The 22,984-nt window shown below is 61.0% G+C and carries 22 protein-coding genes; 19 read left to right on the top strand and 3 right to left on the bottom strand.

From position 1 onward, the window contains the following. Positions 1–82: 82 nt before the first annotated feature. From V6M89_RS03030 to V6M89_RS02980, 11 genes are all read left to right on the top strand, one after another. Complete coding sequence (locus V6M89_RS03030; protein ID WP_332851765.1) at positions 83–1,432, top strand: type VI secretion system Vgr family protein; 1,350 nt, start codon at positions 83–85, stop codon at positions 1,430–1,432. Next, positions 1,429–2,985 carry a DUF2345 domain-containing protein gene (locus V6M89_RS03025; RefSeq protein ID WP_332851764.1) on the top strand — a complete coding sequence of 519 codons (1,557 nt, stop codon included), beginning with the start codon at positions 1,429–1,431 and terminating at the stop codon, positions 2,983–2,985. Before V6M89_RS03030 ends, V6M89_RS03025 begins: the two co-directional genes overlap by 4 nt. Before the next feature lie 15 nt (positions 2,986–3,000). Continuing rightward, positions 3,001–4,530 carry a hypothetical protein gene (locus V6M89_RS03020; protein ID WP_332851763.1) on the top strand — a complete coding sequence of 510 codons (1,530 nt, stop codon included), beginning with the start codon at positions 3,001–3,003 and terminating at the stop codon, positions 4,528–4,530. Beyond that, entirely contained in the window at positions 4,527–5,603 is a 1,077-nt protein-coding gene (locus V6M89_RS03015) for an Imm71 family immunity protein (RefSeq protein WP_332851762.1), read from the top strand. The genes V6M89_RS03020 and V6M89_RS03015 overlap by 4 nt, the downstream gene beginning before the upstream one ends. A gap of 36 nt (positions 5,604–5,639) precedes the next feature. Beyond that, positions 5,640–6,716: an Imm71 family immunity protein gene (locus tag V6M89_RS03010; protein ID WP_332851761.1), complete on the top strand. Its 1,077-nt coding sequence runs from the start codon at positions 5,640–5,642 to the stop codon at positions 6,714–6,716. Positions 6,717–6,731: 15 nt separating this feature from the next. After that, positions 6,732–7,742, top strand: coding sequence for a hypothetical protein (locus tag V6M89_RS03005; protein WP_332851760.1), 1,011 nt, complete (start codon positions 6,732–6,734; stop codon positions 7,740–7,742). Continuing rightward, positions 7,739–8,728 carry a hypothetical protein gene (locus V6M89_RS03000; RefSeq protein WP_332851759.1) on the top strand — a complete coding sequence of 330 codons (990 nt, stop codon included), beginning with the start codon at positions 7,739–7,741 and terminating at the stop codon, positions 8,726–8,728. Before V6M89_RS03005 ends, V6M89_RS03000 begins: the two co-directional genes overlap by 4 nt. 54 nt (positions 8,729–8,782) lie before the next feature. Beyond that, positions 8,783–9,829 (top strand): Imm71 family immunity protein, encoded by a 1,047-nt coding sequence (locus V6M89_RS02995; protein ID WP_332851758.1) that lies wholly within the window; start codon positions 8,783–8,785, stop codon positions 9,827–9,829. A 6-nt stretch (positions 9,830–9,835) separates the two neighbouring features. Beyond that, positions 9,836–10,531, top strand: a complete 696-nt coding sequence (locus tag V6M89_RS02990; RefSeq protein ID WP_332851757.1) for a hypothetical protein — start codon at positions 9,836–9,838, stop codon at positions 10,529–10,531. Between the two features lie 240 nt (positions 10,532–10,771). Next, on the top strand, positions 10,772–11,098 hold the full coding sequence (locus V6M89_RS02985; protein WP_332851756.1) for a hypothetical protein: 327 nt from the start codon (positions 10,772–10,774) through the stop codon (positions 11,096–11,098). Positions 11,099–11,144: 46 nt separating this feature from the next. Then, a complete protein-coding gene (locus V6M89_RS02980) occupies positions 11,145–11,681 on the top strand; it encodes a hypothetical protein (RefSeq protein WP_332851755.1) in 537 nt (178 codons plus the stop codon). A gap of 18 nt (positions 11,682–11,699) precedes the next feature. Here the strand turns inward: V6M89_RS02980 and V6M89_RS02975 are convergent, their stop codons facing one another. Beyond that, positions 11,700–12,197, bottom strand: coding sequence for an SgcJ/EcaC family oxidoreductase (locus V6M89_RS02975; RefSeq protein ID WP_332851754.1), 498 nt, complete (start codon positions 12,195–12,197; stop codon positions 11,700–11,702). A 140-nt stretch (positions 12,198–12,337) separates the two neighbouring features. On the opposite strand from V6M89_RS02975, the gene V6M89_RS02970 reads away from it, so the two are divergent. From V6M89_RS02970 to V6M89_RS02940, 7 genes are all read left to right on the top strand, one after another. Then, positions 12,338–13,114 carry a response regulator transcription factor gene (locus V6M89_RS02970; protein ID WP_332851753.1) on the top strand — a complete coding sequence of 259 codons (777 nt, stop codon included), beginning with the start codon at positions 12,338–12,340 and terminating at the stop codon, positions 13,112–13,114. Next, positions 13,111–14,952: a hybrid sensor histidine kinase/response regulator gene (locus V6M89_RS02965; RefSeq protein WP_332851752.1), complete on the top strand. Its 1,842-nt coding sequence runs from the start codon at positions 13,111–13,113 to the stop codon at positions 14,950–14,952. Before V6M89_RS02970 ends, V6M89_RS02965 begins: the two co-directional genes overlap by 4 nt. Beyond that, the gene (locus tag V6M89_RS02960; RefSeq protein WP_332851751.1) at positions 14,949–15,416 is read left to right on the top strand and encodes a response regulator; all 468 of its coding nucleotides are present in this window, start codon (positions 14,949–14,951) and stop codon (positions 15,414–15,416) included. Before V6M89_RS02965 ends, V6M89_RS02960 begins: the two co-directional genes overlap by 4 nt. A gap of 186 nt (positions 15,417–15,602) precedes the next feature. Then, a complete protein-coding gene (locus V6M89_RS02955; protein WP_442881947.1) occupies positions 15,603–16,862 on the top strand; it encodes an ABC transporter substrate-binding protein in 1,260 nt (419 codons plus the stop codon). Between the two features lie 3 nt (positions 16,863–16,865). Beyond that, positions 16,866–18,587 carry a diguanylate cyclase gene (locus V6M89_RS02950; RefSeq protein WP_332851750.1) on the top strand — a complete coding sequence of 574 codons (1,722 nt, stop codon included), beginning with the start codon at positions 16,866–16,868 and terminating at the stop codon, positions 18,585–18,587. Positions 18,588–18,684: 97 nt separating this feature from the next. Beyond that, positions 18,685–19,320 (top strand): PEP-CTERM sorting domain-containing protein, encoded by a 636-nt coding sequence (locus V6M89_RS02945; protein WP_332851749.1) that lies wholly within the window; start codon positions 18,685–18,687, stop codon positions 19,318–19,320. A gap of 77 nt (positions 19,321–19,397) precedes the next feature. Beyond that, complete coding sequence (locus V6M89_RS02940; RefSeq protein ID WP_332851748.1) at positions 19,398–19,790, top strand: nuclear transport factor 2 family protein; 393 nt, start codon at positions 19,398–19,400, stop codon at positions 19,788–19,790. A 109-nt stretch (positions 19,791–19,899) separates the two neighbouring features. Here V6M89_RS02940 and V6M89_RS02935 read toward each other — a convergent pair whose 3' ends face one another. Together V6M89_RS02935 and V6M89_RS02930 are read right to left on the bottom strand one after the other, a co-directional pair. Next, the gene (locus V6M89_RS02935) at positions 19,900–20,982 is read right to left on the bottom strand and encodes an ATP-binding protein (protein ID WP_442881946.1); all 1,083 of its coding nucleotides are present in this window, start codon (positions 20,980–20,982) and stop codon (positions 19,900–19,902) included. Beyond that, positions 20,982–21,695, bottom strand: a complete 714-nt coding sequence (locus V6M89_RS02930) for a response regulator (protein ID WP_332851746.1) — start codon at positions 21,693–21,695, stop codon at positions 20,982–20,984. The genes V6M89_RS02935 and V6M89_RS02930 overlap by 1 nt, the downstream gene beginning before the upstream one ends. 130 nt (positions 21,696–21,825) lie before the next feature. Here V6M89_RS02930 and V6M89_RS02925 point away from each other — a divergent pair, with 130 nt between their 5' ends. After that, entirely contained in the window at positions 21,826–22,980 is a 1,155-nt protein-coding gene (locus tag V6M89_RS02925; RefSeq protein ID WP_332851745.1) for an efflux RND transporter periplasmic adaptor subunit, read from the top strand. Positions 22,981–22,984: the final 4 nt, after the last annotated feature.

The raw sequence follows: 22,984 nt of genomic DNA, 5'->3' as shown, positions 1-22,984 counted from the left end.
ATGCCGCCAACCGCATGAACGCGTATAACGACGTGGTCAAAATGGCGCCGCGCGCCGCCAACCTGACGATCACCCTGCCCTGATGGACCTGCTGTCACAAATTCCCTCGGCGCTCGGCCTGTTCGGCACGGGCCTGAGCCAACACGCGCGCCTGCTTACGCTGGCCAGCGCCCAGGATTCGGGCCTGCCCGAATCGCTGATGGCCGAACATTTCAGCGGCCGCGAAGGCGTCAACGAACTGTATGCGTTCGAAGTGGACGCGCTGAGCGTATCGACCGACCTGGATCTGACCATCTTCATCGGCGAAGAACTGACCGTCACGCTATTGCAGCCGGATGGCAGCAAACGCGCTTGGCACGGCATCTGCACCGAAGCCGCTTGGCTGGGCGCGGACGGTGGCGTGGCGCGCTATCGTTTGCAATTGGAACCCGCGCTGTCGCTGCTGCGGCTGCGCCGTGACAGCTATATTTTCCAGGACAAGAACGCTCAGGACATCGTCACCGAACTGCTGGCCGACTATCCGCAGCTGCGCTTTGAATTCGACGTCACGCAGACGCTGGAGCCGCGCGCGATCTGCACGCAGTACCGCGAAAGCGACCTCGAATTCTTCACGCGCCTGCTGGCTTCCGAAGGCCTGAGCTGGCGCTTCGAACACGACCAGGCCGACGATGAGAGCAAAAACGGCCAGGCCAAGCACAAGCTGGTCATCTTCGACAGCAAGGCACGCGCGCCGGATACGCCGGGCGACGCCGAGATCCGTTTCCACGGCGTGCGCGCCACCGACACCGACGACGCCATCGACCACTTCACCGCGCGGCGCCAGGTGCAGGCCAACGCCATCAGCATCAGCAGCTGGGATCCGGCGCAGTTGCTGGCGCCATCGGCCGAACAGACATCCAGCCTGGATGCTGGCGAGCTGCCGGTGCTGGCCGTGTACGACGGCAGCGGCGAACGCATCGCCAGCGGCGCGGACAACGGTGTCGCCGCAGATCCGCACAGCCAGTTGATGCTGCAAGCGCTGGAGCTGGAGAACAAGGTCTTCGAAGGCAAAGGCGCGGTACGCCGCCTGGCTGCGGGCCACGGCTTCCAGCTGACGCAGCACGAACGCTATGCCGACGGCGACAACCGCTTCATGGTGCTGTGGGTGCGCCACGAGGCGCGCAACAACATCCAGTCGCAAATCAAGACGGCCGCCTCGCTGATCGGCGGCGGCATCGAGAACGGCACCTACCGCAACAGCTTCGGCTGCGTGCGCGACAGCGTGGCCGTGGTGCCGCGCGCCACCGCCGCGCCGCACGCCAGCACCGCGTTGGGCCCGCAGACGGCGACAGTGGTCGGCCTGGCCAGCGCGGTCGCCACCACGGACGCGATCACCAGGTCAAGATCCAGTTCAGCTGGCAGCGCGGACAAAGCGCCAACGCCGGCGGCATGAGCCACAACACCGACAGCAAGGGCAACGCGCCCGGCGACGAAAGCTCCGGCACCTGGGTGCGCGTGGCGGAAGCGCTGGCCGGCCCGAACTGGGGTTCGCAATTCACGCCGCGCATCGGCACCGAGGTGCTGGTTGACTTCATCGAAGGCGATATGGACCGGCCGATGGTGGTGGCGCAGCTGTACACCGGTTCCGACTTGCCGCCGTTTTCGGCGGGCGTGGATTCGGGCGCCAATCATGCGGGTACGCTGTCCGGCATCCACAGCCACAACTTCGACGGCGGCGGCTACAACCAATGGCAGTTGGACGATACGCCAGGCCAGGTGCGCACGCGCCTCGCCACCAGCAGCGCCGCGACGCAGCTGAACCTGGGTTATTTGATTCAACAAGATCCCTCCTCCGCCCAGCGCGGCGCCTATCGCGGCAGTGGTTTCGAACTGCGCACCGACGCATGGGCCACGGTGCGCGGCGCGGAAGGCGTGCTGCTGACCACCAGCGCGCGCACCGCACAAGGCAGCAGCGTCACGTCCACGCAGATGGATGCGAACGAGGCGCTCGGCTCATTGAAATCGTCGATGGAGCTGGCGGAACGGCTCAGCGAAGCGGCCACGCAGCAGCAGGCTCTGTCCAGCAAGCCGGCCGCCGAAGCGCACAAGGATTTCATCGCGCAACTCGATCCCAAGGAAAAAGGCAAGCATGCCGGCGCAGTCAATGGCCAGCAAGCCAGTAAAGCGAAAGATAGCGCGCGCGATCTGGATGCGGCCAAGCCGGTGGAAAAATTCGGCGCCCCGCTGGTGCTGATGGATGCACCGTCCAGCATCAACTGGGCCACGCCGGCATCAACCGTGCTGTTCGCGGGCCAGCAGCTGCACTGGGTATCGCAAGGCGACCTGCACATGACGGCTGGGTTCACGGTATCGTCGGTGGCGGCCAATGCGGTGAGCTACTTCTCGCATGCAGGCGGCATCCAGGCCATCGCCGGCAACGGCCCGGTGTCGCTGCAAGCGCATACCGACCAGCTGGAGATCCTGGCCGACAAGTCGATCACCGTCATCTCCGTCAACGACAGCATCGAGATCAAAGCCAGCCAGAAAATCGTGCTGCAAGCCGGCCAGTCCTCGATCACGCTGGAAGGCGGCGACATCACGTTCGCATGCCCTGGTAACTTCACCGTCAAGGGTGGGCAGCATGTATTTGAAGGTGGTGCCAGCGCACCGGCTACGCTCCCGGTGCTGCCCGAAGGCGAACTTCCACCAGATACCTTGTATTTGGATCATCGCTATCATGATGACCAGCCGCTGGCCGGAGCCGCCTATTTTGTCAAACTGGCCGACGGCACCGAACGCACCGGCAAGCTCGATGCACAAGGCCGCGCGGTGATTACTAACATTAAGACGGGGATGGCTCAGGTTAGTTTTGGTCCGATGCCGGGCGCGTTCCAGCGAGTGGACAAAACGCCGACGCCCAATTACGATGCTGCCCCCTCCGGCGCGAAGATCGACAGCCTGATCGACAAGTATCTTAAATCGGACAACACCGGCAACGCCGTCTGAAAAGGAATAAGCATAATGAGCGACACGCAGAATCCTCCAGCCGGTTGGACACTAAGCCATTTTAAGGCTGTCTGTGCCGATGTGGGGAGCTGGACTTGGGGTACGGTTCAAGGGGCTTTCAACGAAAAAGCAAGCATCACCCAAATTATTGTGGACGCGGTCATCGGCATGATTCCGCTGGTCGGCGATGCAACAGCCGTGCGCGATCTGATCGCCGTTGTCTTTGGCCTGGCCGATGATGAGGAAAAACGCAATTCAACATGGCACTGGGTATTGCTTGTTGTTTTGCTGTTCGCACTGATCCCGGTGTTCGGCGGCGTCGTCAAAGGCGTGGGCCGTATCATCGTCAAGGTTGCCGGGGAGGCCGTCCATATGGCAGCGGCAGCCAGGGTGGCGCACATGGTCGAAGGCGCCAAGGAAATCATCGAGTTTCTGAACCGAATCGGCGTCAAGGATGCCGAGAAGTGGTTGCTCAAGCTGCGCATCGGCGACCACACAGGGCCCTTGCTCGAAAAGTTCGCGCACCTAATGGTCACTCTCGACAATATCCTGATTAAAACCGGTAACAAAATTTCCGGCGTGGCACCAAAGCTGGCCGAGCGTGTCAAGGATCTGCGCAAGAGTCTCGCCGAGGTCGCAAAAAAGGGCAAGGAAATGATACCGAACGCGGTAAAAGAATTCGATCAGAAACTGCGTGAGATTCAGGCTTACATCCGATCAGGTGGCGAGACGACTAGTCGCTTAGCAATGCATGAAGTAGCCACAGGTCAAAAGTTGGCGACACGTGCTGAAGAGCGGCGGCTGATTGAAGATGGTGTGCTGCCAGCACGGAATTCGCGGGGTGGATTTAACCAGAATCCGGATGCAGACTTAGCGGAAATTGCAAAATATTACAAGCCTGTACCTGGTTTTCCAGACCTGACCCACGCACCCGACCCAATAACCAAGAAATATAACAGTGTGGCCGCATACGCCGGGAAAATGGTCAATCGCGAATTGAAAGACGGCGAAGAAGTTTTCCGATTCTTCGGACCATCACGGACAACGCATGGAGTCCCGGTAGATGAGGCTGGGTCGGGCGGTGTTTGGTGGGGAGTAGGTCCCCCTCCCAAAACCGCCAAAGAATGGCGAGAGCAGGCGGCTGTGCTTGATAGCTTCAACGGCGACGGCTTCTATGTGTCAGCTAAAGTAGTCGGAAAAACCCGGCCGAAGGCTGTGGTGGGTACAGTATCGGAACAATTTGGTAAAAAAATTCCGGGGCAACATCTCGGCGGCGGAGCAACTCAAGCGTTCTTTCTTTTAGATCCGGGATTCAAAAAGATGCTAAACAAAGCCGGGCAGGATTTCGCTAACGGTATCCAACAGAGTAAGATTTTCGATCCCATTACGGGTCTCGAATTTACATTTTTTAAAACTGGTTGGACCGATGCAAATGGTATTTGGGGCTACCTCCACGCTCCAGGTATCACCACGACCCAAACCGCGCGCGTAGGCAGTCGTGAACAAGCAGCGAAACATAACGAACAGGTAGTCATTCATCCATGAGCCAATCTAAATCCTATCACTTCAATTCACTCCCCTCCGATTTGCACCGGCAGCAGATCTTTTATTGGCTACAGCGAGTCAGTTCGGTCACAGCTTGGCGGCGTATCTTGGGATACTATGAAGCTTGGGCTACGGCTACCGAAAATAGCGTACGTGAAGCTGATGAGAACGGTTGGAACGACCAGACATCTCTTCCGCAAGCTGAATATGCGCTTGTATTAAAGTGCTTGGCGCACTGCGAAGAAGGCGTCAATAGACTGGCCAAGGGTGACAAACGGGTATTCAGATTTGATGCGAATGGTGAATTTGCGATGGCTCAGCGTATGATTTTTCATTGGGCGGAAATGCTTTCGCGTATAGAACTGGGCGAGAACGTCATCAAAGAAAATACGCCTCTCTGGGCTGAGTTTTGCGAAGCGTTGACGTCGGCAGGTCAAGCTTGGCAAGAGTGCGCTCAACATATCTTGGAACCCCACTATCTCGACGAGCCTGGCCTTACATACTACGGGCCATGGTTGGAGGCGGAGCTCAAGACGATGTCCTTCCCTAGCGAACTGGAATCTGTCCCCGACCCGATTGACAATACGTTTGTACGTACGAACGAATACACGCCTTGCACAGGAATTTGGGAGCCGGTGGACTTACCAAAACCACCATTCCTGAGCTTACTTACGCGCGCGCCCAAGCCGCAACCGCCTTTCAAAATTGTCGGTGCAATGAACTACTTGCACGGAGGTTCGAAAGCTCCTCAGATCAAAATACAAACTGAGGACGGCAGTTTCCCTTGCGACACGACGTGGCGATTATTGTGGCGGGATGACCGCTATAAGGATGGATCCCTCCCCGAAGAAGAGTCGCATTACACCTTTACTCAACCTGAAGCAATTCGGGCTCCTCGCCCTGCGGTTTGGGTGGCGAAGGAAACTATTTGGGCAGAAACCGGCACTGTAGCTCAAGCTGCCGGAAAATGGCTGGTTGAATCTGATTTAAACGCAAGCGTCATACTGCAAAAAGGCGAGAAGCTGCCACTGCACCAAGGCCGCGAGGTGCGTTGGGTGTTAGCTGACAATTGATGACGAACGAAGTCTCCACATCTTAGTCGCGCCTCGATGAGCCAACCTGGTCCCGAAAATTCCGCCAAGCTGCCATCCGATTTGGAGCGGCAACAGATCTTTTACTGGTTGCAACGAATCAGTTCGGTCACGGCATGGCTCCGCCTTTTTGAATTCTATAAAGCATGGGCAACGGCCACAGAAAACAGCCTACGCGAGGCCGATGAGCACGGCTGGGGGCAGGAGACCTCGCTTCCTCAGTCTGAATATGCTCTCATTTTAAAGTGCTTGGCGCACTGCGAAGAAGGTGTCAATCGACTGAAAAAAGGCGATAAACGGGTATTTAAATTTTACGCAAATGGTGAATTTGCAATGGCTCGACGCATGCTTTCTCATTGGACGCAGATGCTTGAGCGTATTGAGTTGGGCGAGAATGGCATCAAAGAAAATACCCCGCTCTGGGCCGAATTTTGCGAGGCACTAATCTCGTTAGGCCAAGCATGGGGAGAGTGCGCCGTGCATATTCTTGAACCTCGTTACCTTGGCGAACCAGGTCTCACGTTGTACGGTTCCTGGCTTCAGGCTGAGTTGAAAACAATGCCTTTTCCAAAGGAGCTAAAGCCGGTCCCCGATCCGATCGATAACATCTTCGTGCGTACCAACGATTACACGCCGTGCTCTGGGGTTTGGGAACCGGTAGAAGCCCCAAAACCCTCGCTCTTGAGTTTAATTACTCGCGTTCCCAAACCTCAACCGCCCTTCAAGGTTGTCGGCGCCATGAACTACTTGCACGGTGGGTCGAGAGCACCAAGGATCACAGTGGAGACAGCGTCCGACAACATTGATCTAGACACCACATGGCGTTTGCTGTGGCGAGACGACCGCTATACCGACGGTACGATTCCAGAAGAGGAAGCACACTATCGGTTCAACAAACCGGACGCAGTTCTTCCCCCGGCTCCATTGATCTGGGTACCGAAAGAGACCATTTGGGCTGAGAGCGGGATTGCTGCTCCGTTCGCAGGAAAATGGCTAGCCGAGACGGACTTAAGCGCCAGTGTCATGCTGCAAAAAGGCGAAAAACTGCCGCTGCACCAAGGCAGCGAGGTGCGTTGGGTGTTGGCTGACGATTGAGGTCGAACAGAGTCTATGGATCTTGCATCGCGCCCAGCGAGCCGCCATGCAGCCGAAAGTAAGACGAATGAATTGAAAAACACGATGCAACAACCTCCATTTCAATTAAGCACACGACAAAAAATCCATGTCAGTCTGCTCTATCACTTTGCGTCGCTCGACTATCTCCAGGGATTGCAACAACGCTTACGCGCATTGATGGCTTCTATCGATCCAACGCTGGATCTGGCCAAGCTACAGCAGCGCGACGAGATCCTGACAGATGCCCGCTGGGACACACGCAACACATCAGAAAATTGGGGTAATAATGGTTGGCCATTCTTGGCTGACTTCGAGCTGTCCGTAGCCACCCATATTGCAAAACGTGCGTATGAAGTCTATTCGATCACCGGAGCCAATCAATGCGGACGCGGCATGGCTGAAATATCGCTCGACTGGATGACGCCTGATGAGCAAAGCGACTTTGAAGTTCGTTTTGAAGAGCTCTCCGTCTATGCAGGAAACATCGACGACACGATGAATCAAACCGAGGACACAGGTCGTTGGGACGATTTCAGCCTCGCGCTCGGAAGCAAGGAATTTCCCGAAGCCTTGGCACAAGCGCCCGCATTGCGGCTGCGCGCAGACGTCACAGCAAGAACCGGCATGGTTCCCGCACGTACAGGTGTCTACATTCCGATAGACGATCCGCGTGGTACTCCCCAATTCTGCTGGACCGGCAAACCTGCTGGCAGACTCTTAGCGTGCAGCACCTTCAACGATTTGGGACTGGAGGCTTTAGCGGAAGTTAATCCCGCCGATCTTTGGATCAACGAAGATCGTATGCATGCGTTCGTGCAGGATCATATAAGCGATCCGCGTCTGACATGTGATCCACTCTTCACGCGAAGTATAGCCAAGGCAAAATTGGCGCCAAGCCTAGTCGCTCGGAATGCTTTTACTTCCCGCCCATGCACTTGGATATTTGTGGAGCAGATTCACGACGAAATGCGCATTGAAGCTCATACAAGCGGCATCCAACCATGATCTTACACATGATTCGAGCTGTGCTTTTTACGCTCCTTTCCATGACAGCGGTCCTGTCGCAAGCTGCAGCAGAGCGGGATTCAAAAGATTCAGTTGAAGACATCGTGAACAATCAACGCCTGAGTCGCGCTAATCTCAAGTTCTTGACCGACGAACTCGCCATTGGCACAACGGAAGTCCGAGTGAATATCGTCAATCATCTAGAGAAGCTTGGTTTGGGGATGGATACGCCTACGACGGACAAGTTTCCAATTATCCGCGACCAGACAATTATTCGGGCGCTAGTGACGGGCGGTTTTGCCAAAGACGACGCCGCAACAAGCCGTGCCGCGACTATTTTGACCGAGCGCTGCAAGCCATCTGATCTGGCAGCGTTTAGCGGCGTCTACGCCGCTTCGCTACAACAATCGAAAGGCCAATACCTGTATATCGCCGCCAAAGCAAAAATACTGGAGGCGCGCCCATCTGTCGAGAAAATGGCGTTGCAGCCCAAGTGGCGTGACGAACCAGAACGACGCGCAGCGATTCGGATTGCTCAAGCAGCCCTGGGCAATACTCAAGTTGAAGATGAGTTCATCAATGCCGTCATCCAGGCAGAGAAATCCGCACCGCCCGCACCACCTAATCGCTTCTACAACGTGGGGGCAGCCAAAGACGGTACTGAATTAGCAAAGCGGTTAGAACCACTTGGCCTGATCGGCACACGACGTAGCCTTTTGCTTGTATGCAGCTACCTCCGCTCACCGCTGAAAAGCTACGTTCCCGATGTAAGCGAAAAATCGGTCCGGTATGCCGCGCTCGAGGCCCTGCTCTACAATTTTCCTGACGAGCGGGTATTGGACAACCCGCGAGATCTTCCAGGCTGGAGCACTGCCGAGCAGTTCTGCATTAAGAACCTCGGCGCGGTGTTCGACGGCCCGACTCCCGACATTCCGCCACATCAGGCCTACCCCACCAGACTACTCCCACCACCAATGCGCAAATAACCAGCGTTAGGCTAACCGCTCCCCATGGACCAACCTATTCCCAACGATACAGTCATGCTGCCAACCGATATGGAACGACAGCAGATTTTTTACTGGCTACAAAAAGTCAGTTCTGTGACGGCTTGGCGCCATATTCTTGAACTCTATAAAGCGTGGGCAGCCGTCACTGAAAATAGCGTGCGCGAGGCAGATAGGCACGGCTTTGGTAGTGAAACCTCTCTTCCGCCATCGGATTATTCGCTCATTTTAAAGGGACTGGTCCCCTTGGAGGCTGGCGTCAATCGACTGGCCAAGGGTGACAAACGCGTATTCAATTTTGACCTGTTTGGTGAGTTCGAAACGGCTGGACGTCCTCTTGGTCATTGGTCGGAAATGCTCTACCGAATACAAACGGGTGAAAATGCCATCAGCAAGCACACTCCATTCTGGGCAGACTTTGACGAGGCGCTGTCCAAGTTGGCCTATGCCTGGGGGGACTGCACCATGGCTATACACCCGTGTCGTGATCGTAGTTTGGCAACCCCTATATTTTATGGCACATGGCTCAAAGCTCAGTTGAAGACTCTGGACTTCCCAAATGAACTGGATCTGGTTCCCGACCCGATTGAGAACACTTTCGTTCGCACATACAGATCCTTGCCCTGCGCCGGAATCTGGGAGCCGATCGAAACACAGAAGACCTCATTCCTGCGTTCGCTAATCAAACCGCCGAAACCTCAACCTCCGTTCAAAGTTGTCGGCGCCATGAACTACTTTACCAGCGGGGCGTGCGCCCCACATTTGTCAGTAGAAACAGAAACCGATTACATCTATCGCTCCACAACGTGGCGTTTGCTTTGGCGGGACGACCGCTATACTGACGGCACGATCCCAGAAAAAGAAGCTCACTATAACTTCACCAACCCGAACACATCACCGGAGCGGCGCCTAGCAATTACAGAAACAGGACAATGGATCGGTGGGAATAGCGGAAGACCTGCCCGTTTCAGCGGAAGATGGTTAGTCGAATCGGATTTATCCGTCAGTGTCACGCTAAAAGAAGGCGACGAACTACCGCTGCACCAAGGCCTTGAAGTTCGCTGGGCGCTAGCTAAGAGTTGACACCAAATGAAATCTGAAATTTACAATGCTTCATCAACTACACATGCAATCCGGATAAACGCAAAGTTAAGCGCAGCCTTTGCAGCGATGTTCCTCCTTGCAGGCTGCGACAAGCCACCCGCCGCGCCTGCGGAGGAAGAATCGCAGGTAGGTGAACAAGTGGCACTGGAAAGTTTGCCTGCAGTGACGCCGCTGACGGTTGAACAAAGATCCTACGTGGAATTTCTGCTCAAGTCCATTTGCGAGGCTGTTCAAGCTAACCGGTCGTTGGCCGAAAAGGACTTGATATTCGGAAGCGGAAAATTTTTCTGGCCGAAAGATCCCAAGTACCCTACAAAAGCGCTGATCAGCTATGGTGCCCCGAATTTCAAAATCCGAAATATCGATATTGACTTCAGCCGTGTGGACGCGAACAGCCCGTGGCGCAGCGGCTCGATCTTCATGAGGCCTCGAAATTTCCCATTCGGCATTTATGATATGGGCTTGCGGAAGGAATTTTTCACACACATGACGTTGGAAAATTCTTACGTTAAGAAAAATGAGCACACTGCAATAAAAATCGCCAATGTTTTTGAGTACAGGCTACGCGAAGGTGGGAAAAATATGAGGTTGATATTTTGGGGTCGGCCCGATGTGTCGAGCATTGAAGACAAATACCCACGCAGCTTCTATGCATTCGAGGCTGAGTTAATTGACGAATGAAACCAAGAAATGCGAGACAATTCCATTCAGCGCCGAACGCCACTATGCTGTCGCTTCGTTATTGGCTCGGCCATTTTATGCACCCTACTTTATAGTTCTGCCCACGCAGCACCGAACGTTGCGTTCAAAATAATAGATCATTGGCATACAAGCCAGGTCAGAGTCTACGACTAATTCAAGCTGCTGCTCAAGGCGTTCGCCGCCCTTGATGAGGAGTTGGTACCAGAGTTGGATGCCAGCTTGGCAGTCGAGCTGAACATTCCGCCGCCACCGGAAACGGGATTGCCCGCCGGCGTGTCAGCGTCGGCGATGCGGGACTTGGGCGTGCGGGCGGAATACGAAGCGGCTTTGAACACGAATCAGAAGCATGCGAAGAACGCCATCTATCAGCATCGGCTACGCGAGAGCGAGAGCAGAGTGGAGAACGCGCTGAAAGCACTGGTCACCAAGGCCGCGCCGAGACAATTGAAACAAATGAACGTCAGTCTCTACCGCTCGAAACTGAGTGCACAACGCAAGATGCAAGTAGCAGCAATCCTGACAAGCGCTGCGATTGTTGAAAAATAGCCTTTAACGTCCCTGACGGAACTACCACAGAATGAATTCAACGAAAATGAAAACGCTTGTCGCATATTGCACCCTGGCCCTCACGCTGGCTTTGGCGCCTCCTGCTCACGCCGACGTCGCCTCCAGCCAGCAAGGCCTGCATCAATGGCCGGCCTTGAAAGGCAAGTTGGTCATGGTGGCAGGCACGGTCAGCGATGTGTTGCGCTACAAGCGCAGCATGACCTTCTACTTTGAAGCCAAGCCGGGCGAAGACTGGATCCACGTCCCCATCGTGAAGTCGCAAGATGACCAACAGGAAACCTGGTTCAACGTCTCCCACGGCGAAACAACCATGGTCGACGGCTTCGTGGCTGCACGCGGCGGCGACGTCTACCTGATTGAAGCGGCCGTCAGCGAATCGCCGGCGGGCATCAAGGCCAGCTGGTACAAACTTACCATCGACGATCCCGCCTATCCCGACGGCCCGTTCTACCTGCTCAAGCCGGTCGGCCAAAAATTCTACCCCGATGGAAAAGACCTGACGGTCGAGTGGGTGCTGAAGAAAGAGGCCGCCGTCAAACCTGAAAACCGAGTCAAGCGATAGGGCGGCCTTAGTTTTTGCTTACTTGACCACGGCTTCAGGCATCGCCGACGAATGGTGATTCAGGATCTTCCATGCGCCGTCCACTTTCTTGTAGACATAGGTGTAGCGCGCATGAACCTGTTGCGGCTTGCCGTCCTTGGTCACATTGAAGGTGTAGACGCCGGTGTCCAGCGCCGCGTCCGCACCGAGCAAACGGATCTGGCGATAGTTGATGGTGCCGGCCGGTTTCATCTTCAGGAACTTGACGAAGTAGTCCTTGATCCCCGCCGGCGTCGACCGCACCTCGTTCGACACGGTCGGTTCCAGCACGCCATCCGCTGCATACAAGCGCGTCACCTGCTCCGCATCACCGGTGGCCAGCGCGGCGTTCCAGCGGTCGAACAGGCCGGCGATTTCGGCTTCGCGGGCATCGGCCGGCGCGGCCACCACGTCCAGATAGACTTTCGGCGATTGCGTTACGTCGGCATGCGCCAGGCTGCTTGCGGCCAGCGCCAGGGTGATGAGAATTCGTTTCATAGTCAGCTCCAGTGGTTGAGTCGGCGAGCGCGGTATTGGCCGCCGATGCAATCAGTATCGCGTGGCCCTCGGCACAAAAAATCTGCCGCTCGGGGGTATTCGCGTATGCCGAGTGGCATATAATTCCCAGAAACCGCCATATGCCGCCCATGCCCAACGACACCGCCCTCCCCACTGCCCGCGCCGCGCGCAGCCGCTACCGACAGATCGAAAGCAGCGTCGCCCGCTGGCGCCTGCTGACCGACGCCGCCGGCGTATTGGCCAGCGAAGGCGCACGTCCCGGCGCGCTCGCCACCATCCTGTCCAAGACGCTGGCCTTCCTGTCGCTGGACGACGGCCTGCTGATGACCACCCAGGACGACGGCCTGCAAGTCTGTGCCAGCCAGGGCCAGACGCTGCCGGTCGGCGCCCGCCTCGGCCACGCGGCCACCTTGCAGGCCGCGCTGCAACCCGGCCCTCAACCGCCGGTGGTGCGGCAAGACGTCATCAGCGCCCTGCGCATAGGCCGCGAACAAAAGACCGGACTCGAAGTGCTGGTGCCACTGTGCCTGGACGGAAAAAATCGCGGCATCCTCGCCCTGCTCGGCACGCAACACGCGCCGCCGCCCAGCGTCGACGACCTGGCCACACTGCAAGCGCTGGCTACGCTGCTGGCCGCCGCCCTGTCCACACCCCGCCAGACCGCACCACGCGTGGCCGCGCCGGACGCCGCTGCCGCGCTCAAGCTGCTGACCCCGCGCGAGCTGGAAGTGTTCGCGCTGCTGCCCAGCGGCTGGACCAACGCCGCCATGGGCGAGCACCTGGGCATCGCCGCCGGCACCGTCAAGGTCCACGTCGAGCGCATCCTGCACAAGCTGGACCTACACGACCGCACCCAAGCGGCCGTGCGCGCCGCCGATTTCGGACTCGGCGCATGAACCGCCTGCTTCATCCTCGCCACTGGTCGTTGGGCGTCAAGGGCGGCGTCATCATCGCGGCCTCGCTGGCGCTGCTGCTGGGTTCGGCCGCGACCAGCTACACGCTGGAACGCAGCACCGCCGCCGCCACCGCCGACATGCTGCGCACCATGCAGGTGCAGGCCGACATCCAGCGCCTGCACACGCAGATCGCCGAAGCGGCCACCGGCGTGCGCGGCTATCTGCTGACGGGCCGCGACGACTTCCTCACGCCCTACCGCGTCGCCAGCCTGCAACTGCCGGCCACCATGGCCCGCTTGCAGGAAACCGTGAACGATCCCGAACAGCGCCGCCGCCTTGAGAAGGTGCAGCCGCTGCTGCAAAACAAGCTGGACAGCCTGGACGTGCTGCGCGGCCAGCGCAACGCCAGCAGCGTCGTACTGCAACAGCATCTGCTGGCCAGCAAACAGGTGCTCGACCAATTGCGCGCGGAAATCGGCGCCATGAACCTGCACGAGACCGAGTTGGTGGCGCAACGCACGCTGGCCTTGCAGCAGGCATCGAACCGCAACCTGTGGATGACCATCGCCGTCATCGCCGCCGGCCTGACCGGTGCGCTGGCGACGCTGGCCTTCACCTTCGGCCTGGTGCGCCGGGTGCGTCTGGCGGCCGAGAACGCCGAACGCCTGAACAGCGACCTGCCGCTCAAGCCGACGCAGTCCACCACCGACGAGCTGGGCCAGCTGTCCGACCGTTTGCACCAGGCCAGCGTGCTGCTGGCCGGCCGCGCAACGGCGGCGCAGGCGGCCAGCCAGGCCAAGACCGAATTCCTGGCGCGCACCAGCCACGAACTACGCACGCCGCTGAACGCCATCCTCGGCTACGCCCAGCTGCTGGAAAGCGGACTAAGCGACCAGCGCGACCACGAACACGCGGTGCAAATCCGCCAGGCCGGCCAGCATCTGCTGTCGCTGATCGACGAAGTGCTGGACATCGGCCGCATCGAAGCGGGCAAGCTGACGCTCGATTGCACGCCGGTGGCGCTGGCGCCGCTGCTGAACGAGGCGATCACGCTGCTGCGCCCGCTGGCGCAGCAACGCTCGGTGCGGCTGCAGCATGGCGACATCGGCACGCTGGCCGTGATGGCGGACCGCCAGCGCCTGCTGCAAGTGCTGCTCAACGTGGTCTCCAACGGCATCAAGTACGGCGCCGCCGGCGGCCAGGTCGGCATCGTCTGCGCGCAGCAAGATGGCGGCATCGCCATCCACATCGACGACAACGGCCCCGGCATTCCCGCCGCGATGGAGGAACGGTTGTTCACGCCCTTCGACCGCCTCGGCATCGAGCGTGGCAAAACCGAAGGCGCAGGCTTGGGGCTGGCCGTGTCGAAGAGCCTGATGCAGGCGATGCACGGCGATATCCGCCACCACCCCGGCTCCGGCACGCGCTTCACGCTGACGCTGCCCGCCGCCGCCGCGCCCGCCATCGGCAACGCAAGCGGGACGGCGCCAACCCAAGCACCAGCCGCACCGGTAGTCGCGGCCACCCACAGCATGGTCTGCATCGACGACGACGCCGCCACCCGCACCCTGATCGCCACGCTGATGCTGCGGCGGCCGCACTGGCGCATCGCCACCGTCGCCGGTGCCGTCGAGGGCGCCGCGTTGGCCGCGCAATGGCAGCCCGACTTGCTGCTGGTCGCCAGCGGCCAGGCCAGCGCCGAGCTGCGCGCCTCGGGCCGCCCGCTCGTGCTGCTGGGTGCAGCCCCGGATGCGGACTCGCCGGAGCGTCACCTGGCCAAGCCACTCAACGTACCGGCCTTCTTCGCCCTGTTGGACCTGATGGAGCAAACCCGATGATGGAAAACGAAGTTCTGGCCTCCCGCATCCTGATCATCGACGACCAGCCCGCCAACCTGCGGCTGCTGGAAGACCTGTTCATCGGCGAAGGCCTGACCCACGTGGTCGGCACCACCGACGCCAAGACCGCGCTCGACCTGTACACCGCCTTCGATCCCGACCTGATCGTGCTGGACCTGATGATGCCGGACCTGGACGGCTACGCGGTGCTGGAACGGCTCAAGCGGCGCGGCGATCCCTACGATTTCCGCCCGGTGCTGGTCATCACTGCCGACGCCACGGCCGAAGCCAAGCGCCGCTCGCTGGCCTTGGGCGCCAAGGACTTCCTGACCAAGCCCTTCGACACGCTGGAAGCCATGCTGCGCGTCTGGAATCTGCTGGAAACCCGGGTGCTCTACAAGCGCCTGCAGGCCCTGGCCCCGAAAGAAAATCTGGCGCCGCAGAGCTACCGCAGCCGCAGCTGACCGAATGTGTGCGGTTTCGTGACTCGCAAGCGGAAGTTTCGCGCGCTGCGATTCCCTTATGGCAACACATATGATCTAATGGCATCTTAATGAAAGCCGATCGCTCACGCCGGCTGTAACGTAATGGAAATGCCAAGCAAAACTGCGACCGGACAATTGTTGAAACGACGTACCCTATGCCTTGCACTGCTGGCCCAGTCCCTGGCGATCGCCGGCTGCGGCGACGGCAGTCATGCGTCCCCAGCGGCGCAGGTGGTGCCGCCGACCGTCATCACGGCCCTGGTCTGGGCGCCGGACTGGCCGCAGGAAATGCACCACATCGCCGCCGCCTTCACGCGCGCGCATCCCGACATCAAGGTCAACGTCCAGTTCATGATCGGCAATTCGGTCGAGGAAAACCTGAAACCCAGGGTCGCCTCGAACCAGCTGCCGGATTTGATCTCGGTAAATCCCAATGCCTACGCCGCCGGCCTCGCCGCGCAAGGCTTGCTGGCGGACGTCAGCGGCACGGCGGCGTGGAGCAATATGCTGGACCTGCTCAAGCCCGACTGGACCGCCGCCAACGGCCAGCACTTCGGCATCGCCAGCGGTGTCGCGGCCACGCTCATCTACTACAACAAAGCCATGTTCCAGCGGGCGGGCATCCACCGGCTGCCGACCAACTTCGACGAGTTCCTGGCCGCCTGCGCACTGCTCAAGAAAGCCGGCCTGACGCCGCTGATCCTCGACGGCGGTTTCCCCAACATGCTGGGCAACGGCCCATTCAGCTACGGCTTCGCCAACAACGTCGCGGCGGGCAAGCCGGACTGGCGCCGGCAACTGGCAAGCGGCCAGCTCGACCTCGACACCGCAGAGACCGCCGACATCTTCGCCAAGATCAAGCTGCTGGCCGCGCGCGGCTACGTGCAGCATGGCTATATGAACACCTCCTATGACCAGGGCATACGCATGTTCGCGGAGGGCAAGGCGGCCATGGCCTTCGAAGGCAGCTGGGCCGCCGGCCGCCTGTTGGGCGGCAAAACGGTCGATGCCGGCGTATTCATCCCGCCCTGGAACGCGGCCGGCAAGACCGTGGTGCCGGTGGTCGGCAGCGAGACCGGCATCGCCGTCTGCAATACGCGCAACCGCGCGGCGGCCATGCTGCTGTTGGAGTTTATGGCCAACGCCGGCTATCCGATCCAGCAAAATGCCCGCCACAACATTTCGTCGATGAAGCGCGTCGATGGCAAGCTGCTGACCGACCCGCAACTGGACGCCTATATGCAGCAAGTCAGCCAGTACGCCAGCGCCGTGCCGCCCTACTATGCCTTCCTGCCCGCCAACAGCATCGAGACCTTGCACCCTTTGCTGCAGGACGTATTGTCCGGCAAGATCACGCCGCGCCAGGCCGCCCGCAAACTGGACGCCTCGGTGCGCAGCGAATCCACGGCGAGCCGCAAGGACTGAACCATGCTGCCGTTACGCTTGCAACCCGCCGCTCTGATGCGCCAGATTGCCATCCGCTACCGCCTGTTCGGCGCACTGATCCTGATCTCGCTGCTGCCGCTGCTGGTGACCGGCTATATATCCTGGGCCGAATCGAGCAAGGCGATCCAGCAAAAAAGCCGCCTGTTCGCCACCGAGATCGTCAAGCAGGTCGCCAAGAACCTGCAGCTGCGCATGGCCGACATCGAGGCAGGCAGCGAAGCGCTGGTGCTGTCGGACCCGGTGCAAGCCGCGCTGGCGCGCTACGCCGGCGACAGCCCGGCCGACCAGGGCCGCGCGCGCGCCGACCTGACCCGAATCCTGCTGGCCAACTACGGCTCGTTCCAGGACGTCGACCAGAAATACTTCCTGACGCCGGACAACCAGGTACTCGACCCGCAGGTGTTCGCCCAACTGGGCCAGGGCGTCACCGACTTCAGCCGGGCCGCCGCGTCGCGCAAAGGGCGTCCCTATTGGGGCACGCTGGATTTGTGGGACGGCCAGCAAAGCATCGCCATGGCGCGTCAGATTTACTTCAAGAGCGACAACCGGCTGGCCGGCAGTCTGTTCCTCGGCATGCGCACGACCCGGTTTTCCACCATCTTCGACAACGTCAACCTCGGCGCCGGCAGCGAGATCTTCATCCTCGACCTGCGCGCCGGCCGCCGCCTGATCCAAAGCAACGAAGGCGCCGGCAATGCGGTCGCACCGGCATTGCTGAAGCAGATCGCCGCAGCCAGCCAGAACGGCGAAACCACCGGCCATCTGGCCTACACCGCCATAGCGTCCGGCGCCACGCGGCCATCCGGCTACCTGGCCGTGTACACGCCGGTGGCGCGCACCAACTGGTACGTGGTCAGCACGCTGCCGAATGATTTGCTGCTGGCCGAGGCCCAAACGGTGCGCGACGACATCGTGCTGATCGGCGTGATCTCCTTTCTTTGCGCGCTGCTGATGGGCTATGGCATTGCCCGCAGCATCTCGTCGCCGTTGGAAAAGCTGGCCGGCATCATGCGCGAAACGAAGCCGGGCAACTACGCGCTGCGCATGCATGACGAAGGCAAGGACGAGATTGCGCTGCTGGCGCAAAAGTTCAACGAGATGGCGGCCAACATCGCGCTATCGCACGAACAGCTGGAACAGCGCGTGGCAGAACGCACACGCGACCTCGAACAGGCCAACCTCAAGCTGTCGGCGCTGAGCATGACGGACAGCCTGACCGGCATCGCCAACCGCCGCCGCTTCGACGAAGTGCTGGCCGCGGAACTGTCGGCCACGCTGCAACGCGCCACCCAGCCGCTGGCGCTGCTGATGATCGATGTCGACTACTTCAAAGCCTACAACGACCACTACGGCCACCAGGCGGGCGACGCCTGCCTGCGCCAGGTAACGACCATGTTGCACACCCATGCGCGCCGCGCCAGCGACCTGGCGGCCCGCTACGGCGGCGAGGAATTCGTCATGCTGGCGGCCGACACCGATGAGGACACGGCGCTCGCGCTGGCCGAATCGATACGCGCCACGCTGGAACAGATGCAACTGCCCCATGAAGGCTCGCCGCTCGGCCATATCGCCGTCAGCGTCGGCGTGGCCGTATTGCCGCCCGGCGCCGCACCAAGCGCCGAATCCTTTATCCGCGCGGCCGACCAAGCCCTGTACCTGGCCAAGAAACAGGGCCGCAACCAGGTGGTGCTGGACCGGCAGTAGGAATTTTTTATATTATTGAAACCTTTTTCTTGTTGTCGGGAATATACGGTTGGCTGGCCCCAGGCGAGCCCCTTCCAACCCTATATGGACCAATGACATGAAAAAACTGCTACTGAAGGCCATCACCATCGCCGGCATCGCCGCTGCCGCCAACGCCCACGCCGTCACCGACCCGGCCGGTGACTTCCTCGCGGTCTACACCGGCAGCCACACCGCCGCGTTCGACGTGCTGTCGGCCGATGTCGGCTACAACGCCACCACCAACGAATTCGTGTTCCGCACCACCGCCGCCGGCCCGATCGCCGGCGTGGCCGGCGCGGCCTATGTGTTCGGGCTGGATGTGGGCGGCTCGACCAACGCGCCGTTCGCCTCGGTCGGCCTGCCGGGCGTGACCTTCAACTCGGTTGTGACGCTGCGCGCCGACGGCACCGGCAGCATCGGCGCCAACGCCTTGAGCACCCACATCGTCGGCAACGAAATCTACTCAACGGTGTCGGCTTCGCTGCTGCCATCCAAGGGCCTGGCGTTCAAGGACTACACCTGGACCGTGTGGTCGATCGACAGCCGTGTCTCCGGCCTGGGCCGGCTGGCCGACTTCGCGCCGAACGCCAACATCACGGTCAGCGCCGTACCGGAGCCTGCCACCTACGGCATGCTGGCCGCCGGCCTGGGCTTGCTGGGCATGGTCGCCCGCCGCCGCGCGCGCGCCGCCGGCAGCGATATGGCCGGCTGAGTATAGATGCTATCGGCGCGGCCCAGTCACAGCCGCGCCGGCGTCACGTAGGATGCGCTTTCAATAAGGAGACTCCTATGGATAACGCTCAAACGTCCGAACCGCGTTTCAACGCCGAACAACTGGCGGTGCTGGAACCGATACAAAACTATTTCCGGGGCCATGCCCAGGATAACGCCGACTTCATGCGCAAGGCTTTCCTGCCGACCGCGCACATCGAATCGATGCGCGAAGGCGTGTTCACGTCGTGGCCGCTGGATGTGTATTGCGAGCGTTTCAAAGGCACGCCGGCCGCAGACGAAGCGCAACGCCGCCGCACCACAGACTGGATCGAAGTGCACGGCAATGCCGCCTGCGCCCGCATCACGCTGGTACATGGCGCGATGACTTTCGTCGACTACTTCGTGCTGCTCAAGACGGAGCAAGGATGGAAGATCGCCAACAAGGCCTTCCAGGGCCAAGCCACCTGACCCGAAATCCCTGTCGTTCCCGCATAGGCGGGAACCCATACGCTGCAGGGTCATAGGGGCAGCATGGGTTCCCGCGTGCGCGGGAACGACGAATCCAGGTGCGTAGTCGTCAATTAGCGGCGGGGCCAGGTATCGGCATCGGCCACGCGATCTCGAACATCGCGCCGCCGGCGTCGCCGCGCCGGTAGGAGGCGACGCCGCCGTGTGCCTCGGCAATCGCGCGCACCACCGCCAGGCCCAAGCCGCTGCCGCCCACCGCGCCGGCGCGCGCATGCTCGCCACGGTGGAAGGCCAGGAACAGCTTGCCTTCCAACTCTTCATCGATGCCGGGGCCGGCATCCTCCACCTGCAACAAATACTGAGCGCCCAGCACCCGCGTGCGGATGCGGATCACGCCCGGGTCCGCATAGCGCCCGGCGTTGTCCAGCAAGGCCAGCAGGATCTGCCGCATGCGCGCGGCATCGCAGCAGATGCGCCCTTCCGCCAGGTCCAGCGCCAGCTTGTAGCCGGCCGCCTCCATCTGCGGCGCCAGCAGATGCGCGACATCGCGGATGGCGCCGGCCAGGTCGCAATCGGCCAGTTCCAGCTTCAGATGGCCGCTGTCGAACATGCTCAACATGCGCAAGTCGTCGATCAGGCGCGACAAGCCTTCCACCTGATGCAGCAAGCCGCGGAACTGTTTTTCATCGGGCTGGAATACGCCTTCCGCCAGGCCCTGCAAGCGGCCGCGCAGAATCGTCACCGGCGTGCGCAGTTCGTGGGCGATGGCGGCGTTCCACGTCACCATCTCGCGTTCCATGCGCTGCAAGCGTTCCGCCATGGCGTTGAAGTCGTCGACCAGCAAGGCTGTCTCGCCCAACGAACGGTCGCCCGCCACCGCGCGCGCGGCCAGGTCGCCATGCGCTACGCGGCGCACGCTGTCGGCCACTGAATTCAACGGCGCCAGAATGCGCCTGGCCAAACGCGCCGAGGCCCAGATCGCGAACACCAGCGCGACCATCGTCACGGAGGCCATCCAGATCCATTCGGTGCTGGTGGGGATCATGTCGGTCGGGCCGGAAAGCAGGTCCGGCCGGTACTCGATCACCAGCGCGTAGAACACGTAGGAGCCCAGCAGCACGACCAGGGTCATGCCCAGCGACACGGCCAGCATCGCCAGCGTGATCTGCCGGTTCAGGCCGGGGCCGCGCATCATTCCGCGTCCTCCAGCCGGTAGCCGACGCCGCGCAGGCTGGTCAACGCACCGGTCAGGCCGCTGTCTTCCAGCTTCTTGCGCAGCTTGCTGACGTGGCTGTCCACCGTGCGTTCCAGCGCGTTGCCTTCGGGCAGGCAGGCAAGCAGCAACTCGGCCCGCGTGAACACCCGCTTGGGCGCGCGCGCCATGTGGGTCAGCAGGCGGAACTCGGTCAGCGTCAGGTTCAGCGGCGTGCGCTGGCCGTTCACTTCGGCGCTGGCCTGGTAGGTTTCAAGGTCGATCTCCAGCGGTCCGCAGCGCAGCACGCCGGCGGCCGGTCCGGCGTTGCGCGCGGCGGCGCGGCGCAGCACGGCGCCCACGCGCGCGGCCACCTCGGCCGGATTGAAGGGCTTGACCACGTAATCGTCGGCGCCGATGCGCAGGCCCATCAGCTTGTCGATGTCCTGGTCGTGCGCGGTCAGCATGATCACCGGCGTGTCGCCGCGCAGGCGCAGTTCGGACAGCACCTTCCAGCCGTCCACGCGCGGCATTTGCACGTCCAGCAGCACCAGGTCCGGCTTCAGCGACAGGTGCAGGTCGAGCGCGATGCGGCCGTCGGCCGCGTGGACGGTGCGCAGGCCGTCGCGCGCCAGGTAGGCTTGCAGGATTTGGGCAATTTCGGATTCGTCCTCGGCGATGAGCACCAACGGGGTTCCGGGAGAACTAGACATGAATGTATTGAAAATAAGTAACGATCTCCATCATATCTCCATATTTCCTCAATAGATAGGTCACGTTAGGTGTTTAAAGTTGCTAGTCCTGCATTCCCTCACGGAGGGAAAACACTTTGGACGACTAGCTATGCACATCACGAAGATTTCACCCAAGGCCCTCCTGTCAGGGCTGACCCTGTTGACCCTGGCCGCCTGCCATCAGGCCCCGCCCGACGAGGCGCCGCCGTCGCCGAAAGTCTCTGCGCTGACCGTTGCCGCCGGCCCGGTGGAGCTGGCCGAGGACCTGCCCGGCCGCGTCACCGCCTTCCGCACGGCGGAGATCCGGCCGCAGGTGGGCGGCATCATCCAGCGCCGCCTGTTCGAGCAAGGCGCCGAAGTGAAGGCCGGCACGCCGCTGTTCCAGATCCACACCGCGCCTTTCCAGGCCGACGCCGACACGGCCGCCGCCGCGCTGCAACGCGCCGAAGCGGCGCTGGTGCGCGCCAAAATCCAGGCCGAGCGCATCCGCCCGCTGGTACAGGCCGACGCCGTCAGCCAGCAAACCTATGACGACGCCGTCTCGCAACGCGACCAGGCCCAGGCCGAAGTGGCCCAGGCCAAGGCCACGCTGGCGCGCCGCCGCCTCGACCTCGGTTACGCGACCGTCACCGCGCCGATTTCGGGCCGGATCGGCGAGGAGCTGGTAACCGAAGGCGCATTGGTGGCACAAACCGACGCCACGCCGATGGCCCGCATCCAGCAAATCGACCAGGTGTACGTGGATGTACGCCAGCCGGCCTCCATGCTGCGCACGCTGCGCGGCGACTCGGCCCATCCGCCCAAGGCTTACATCCTGGACGGCAGCGGCAACAACTACGGCCTCGACGCGCGCATCCTGTTCTCCGGCATCAACGTCGATACCGGCACCGGCGACATGGTGCTGCGCATCCTGGTCGACAACCGCGACCGCCAGCTGCTGCCCGGCATGTTCGTGCGCGCCCGCATCGCCCGCATGGCCGACGCCGACGGCATCCTGGTGCCGCAGCAAGCCGTGCTGCACACCGGCTCCACCCGCGTGTGGGTGGTGGATGCCGGCAACAAGGCCGTGCTGCGCGATGTCAAGCTGGGCGGCATGGTCGGCCACAACTACCTCATCACCCAGGGGCTGAAGGCCGGCGAGAAGATCGCCGTCGAAGGACTGGACCGCATCCAGCCCGACACCAAACTGGACATCACGCCATGGGGCCGCGCGCCTGTCACCACCCCTGTCGCCGCCATGGCCAGCGCGCCAGCGCAGCGCTGATACT

This window comes from Duganella sp. S19_KUP01_CR8, assembly GCF_036688705.1.
In the GTDB taxonomy this organism is placed as follows: Bacteria; Pseudomonadota; Gammaproteobacteria; order Burkholderiales; family Burkholderiaceae_D; genus Rugamonas.
Note: the sequence above shows the minus strand (reverse complement) of the source record. Positions and strands in the feature narration are given on the sequence as shown.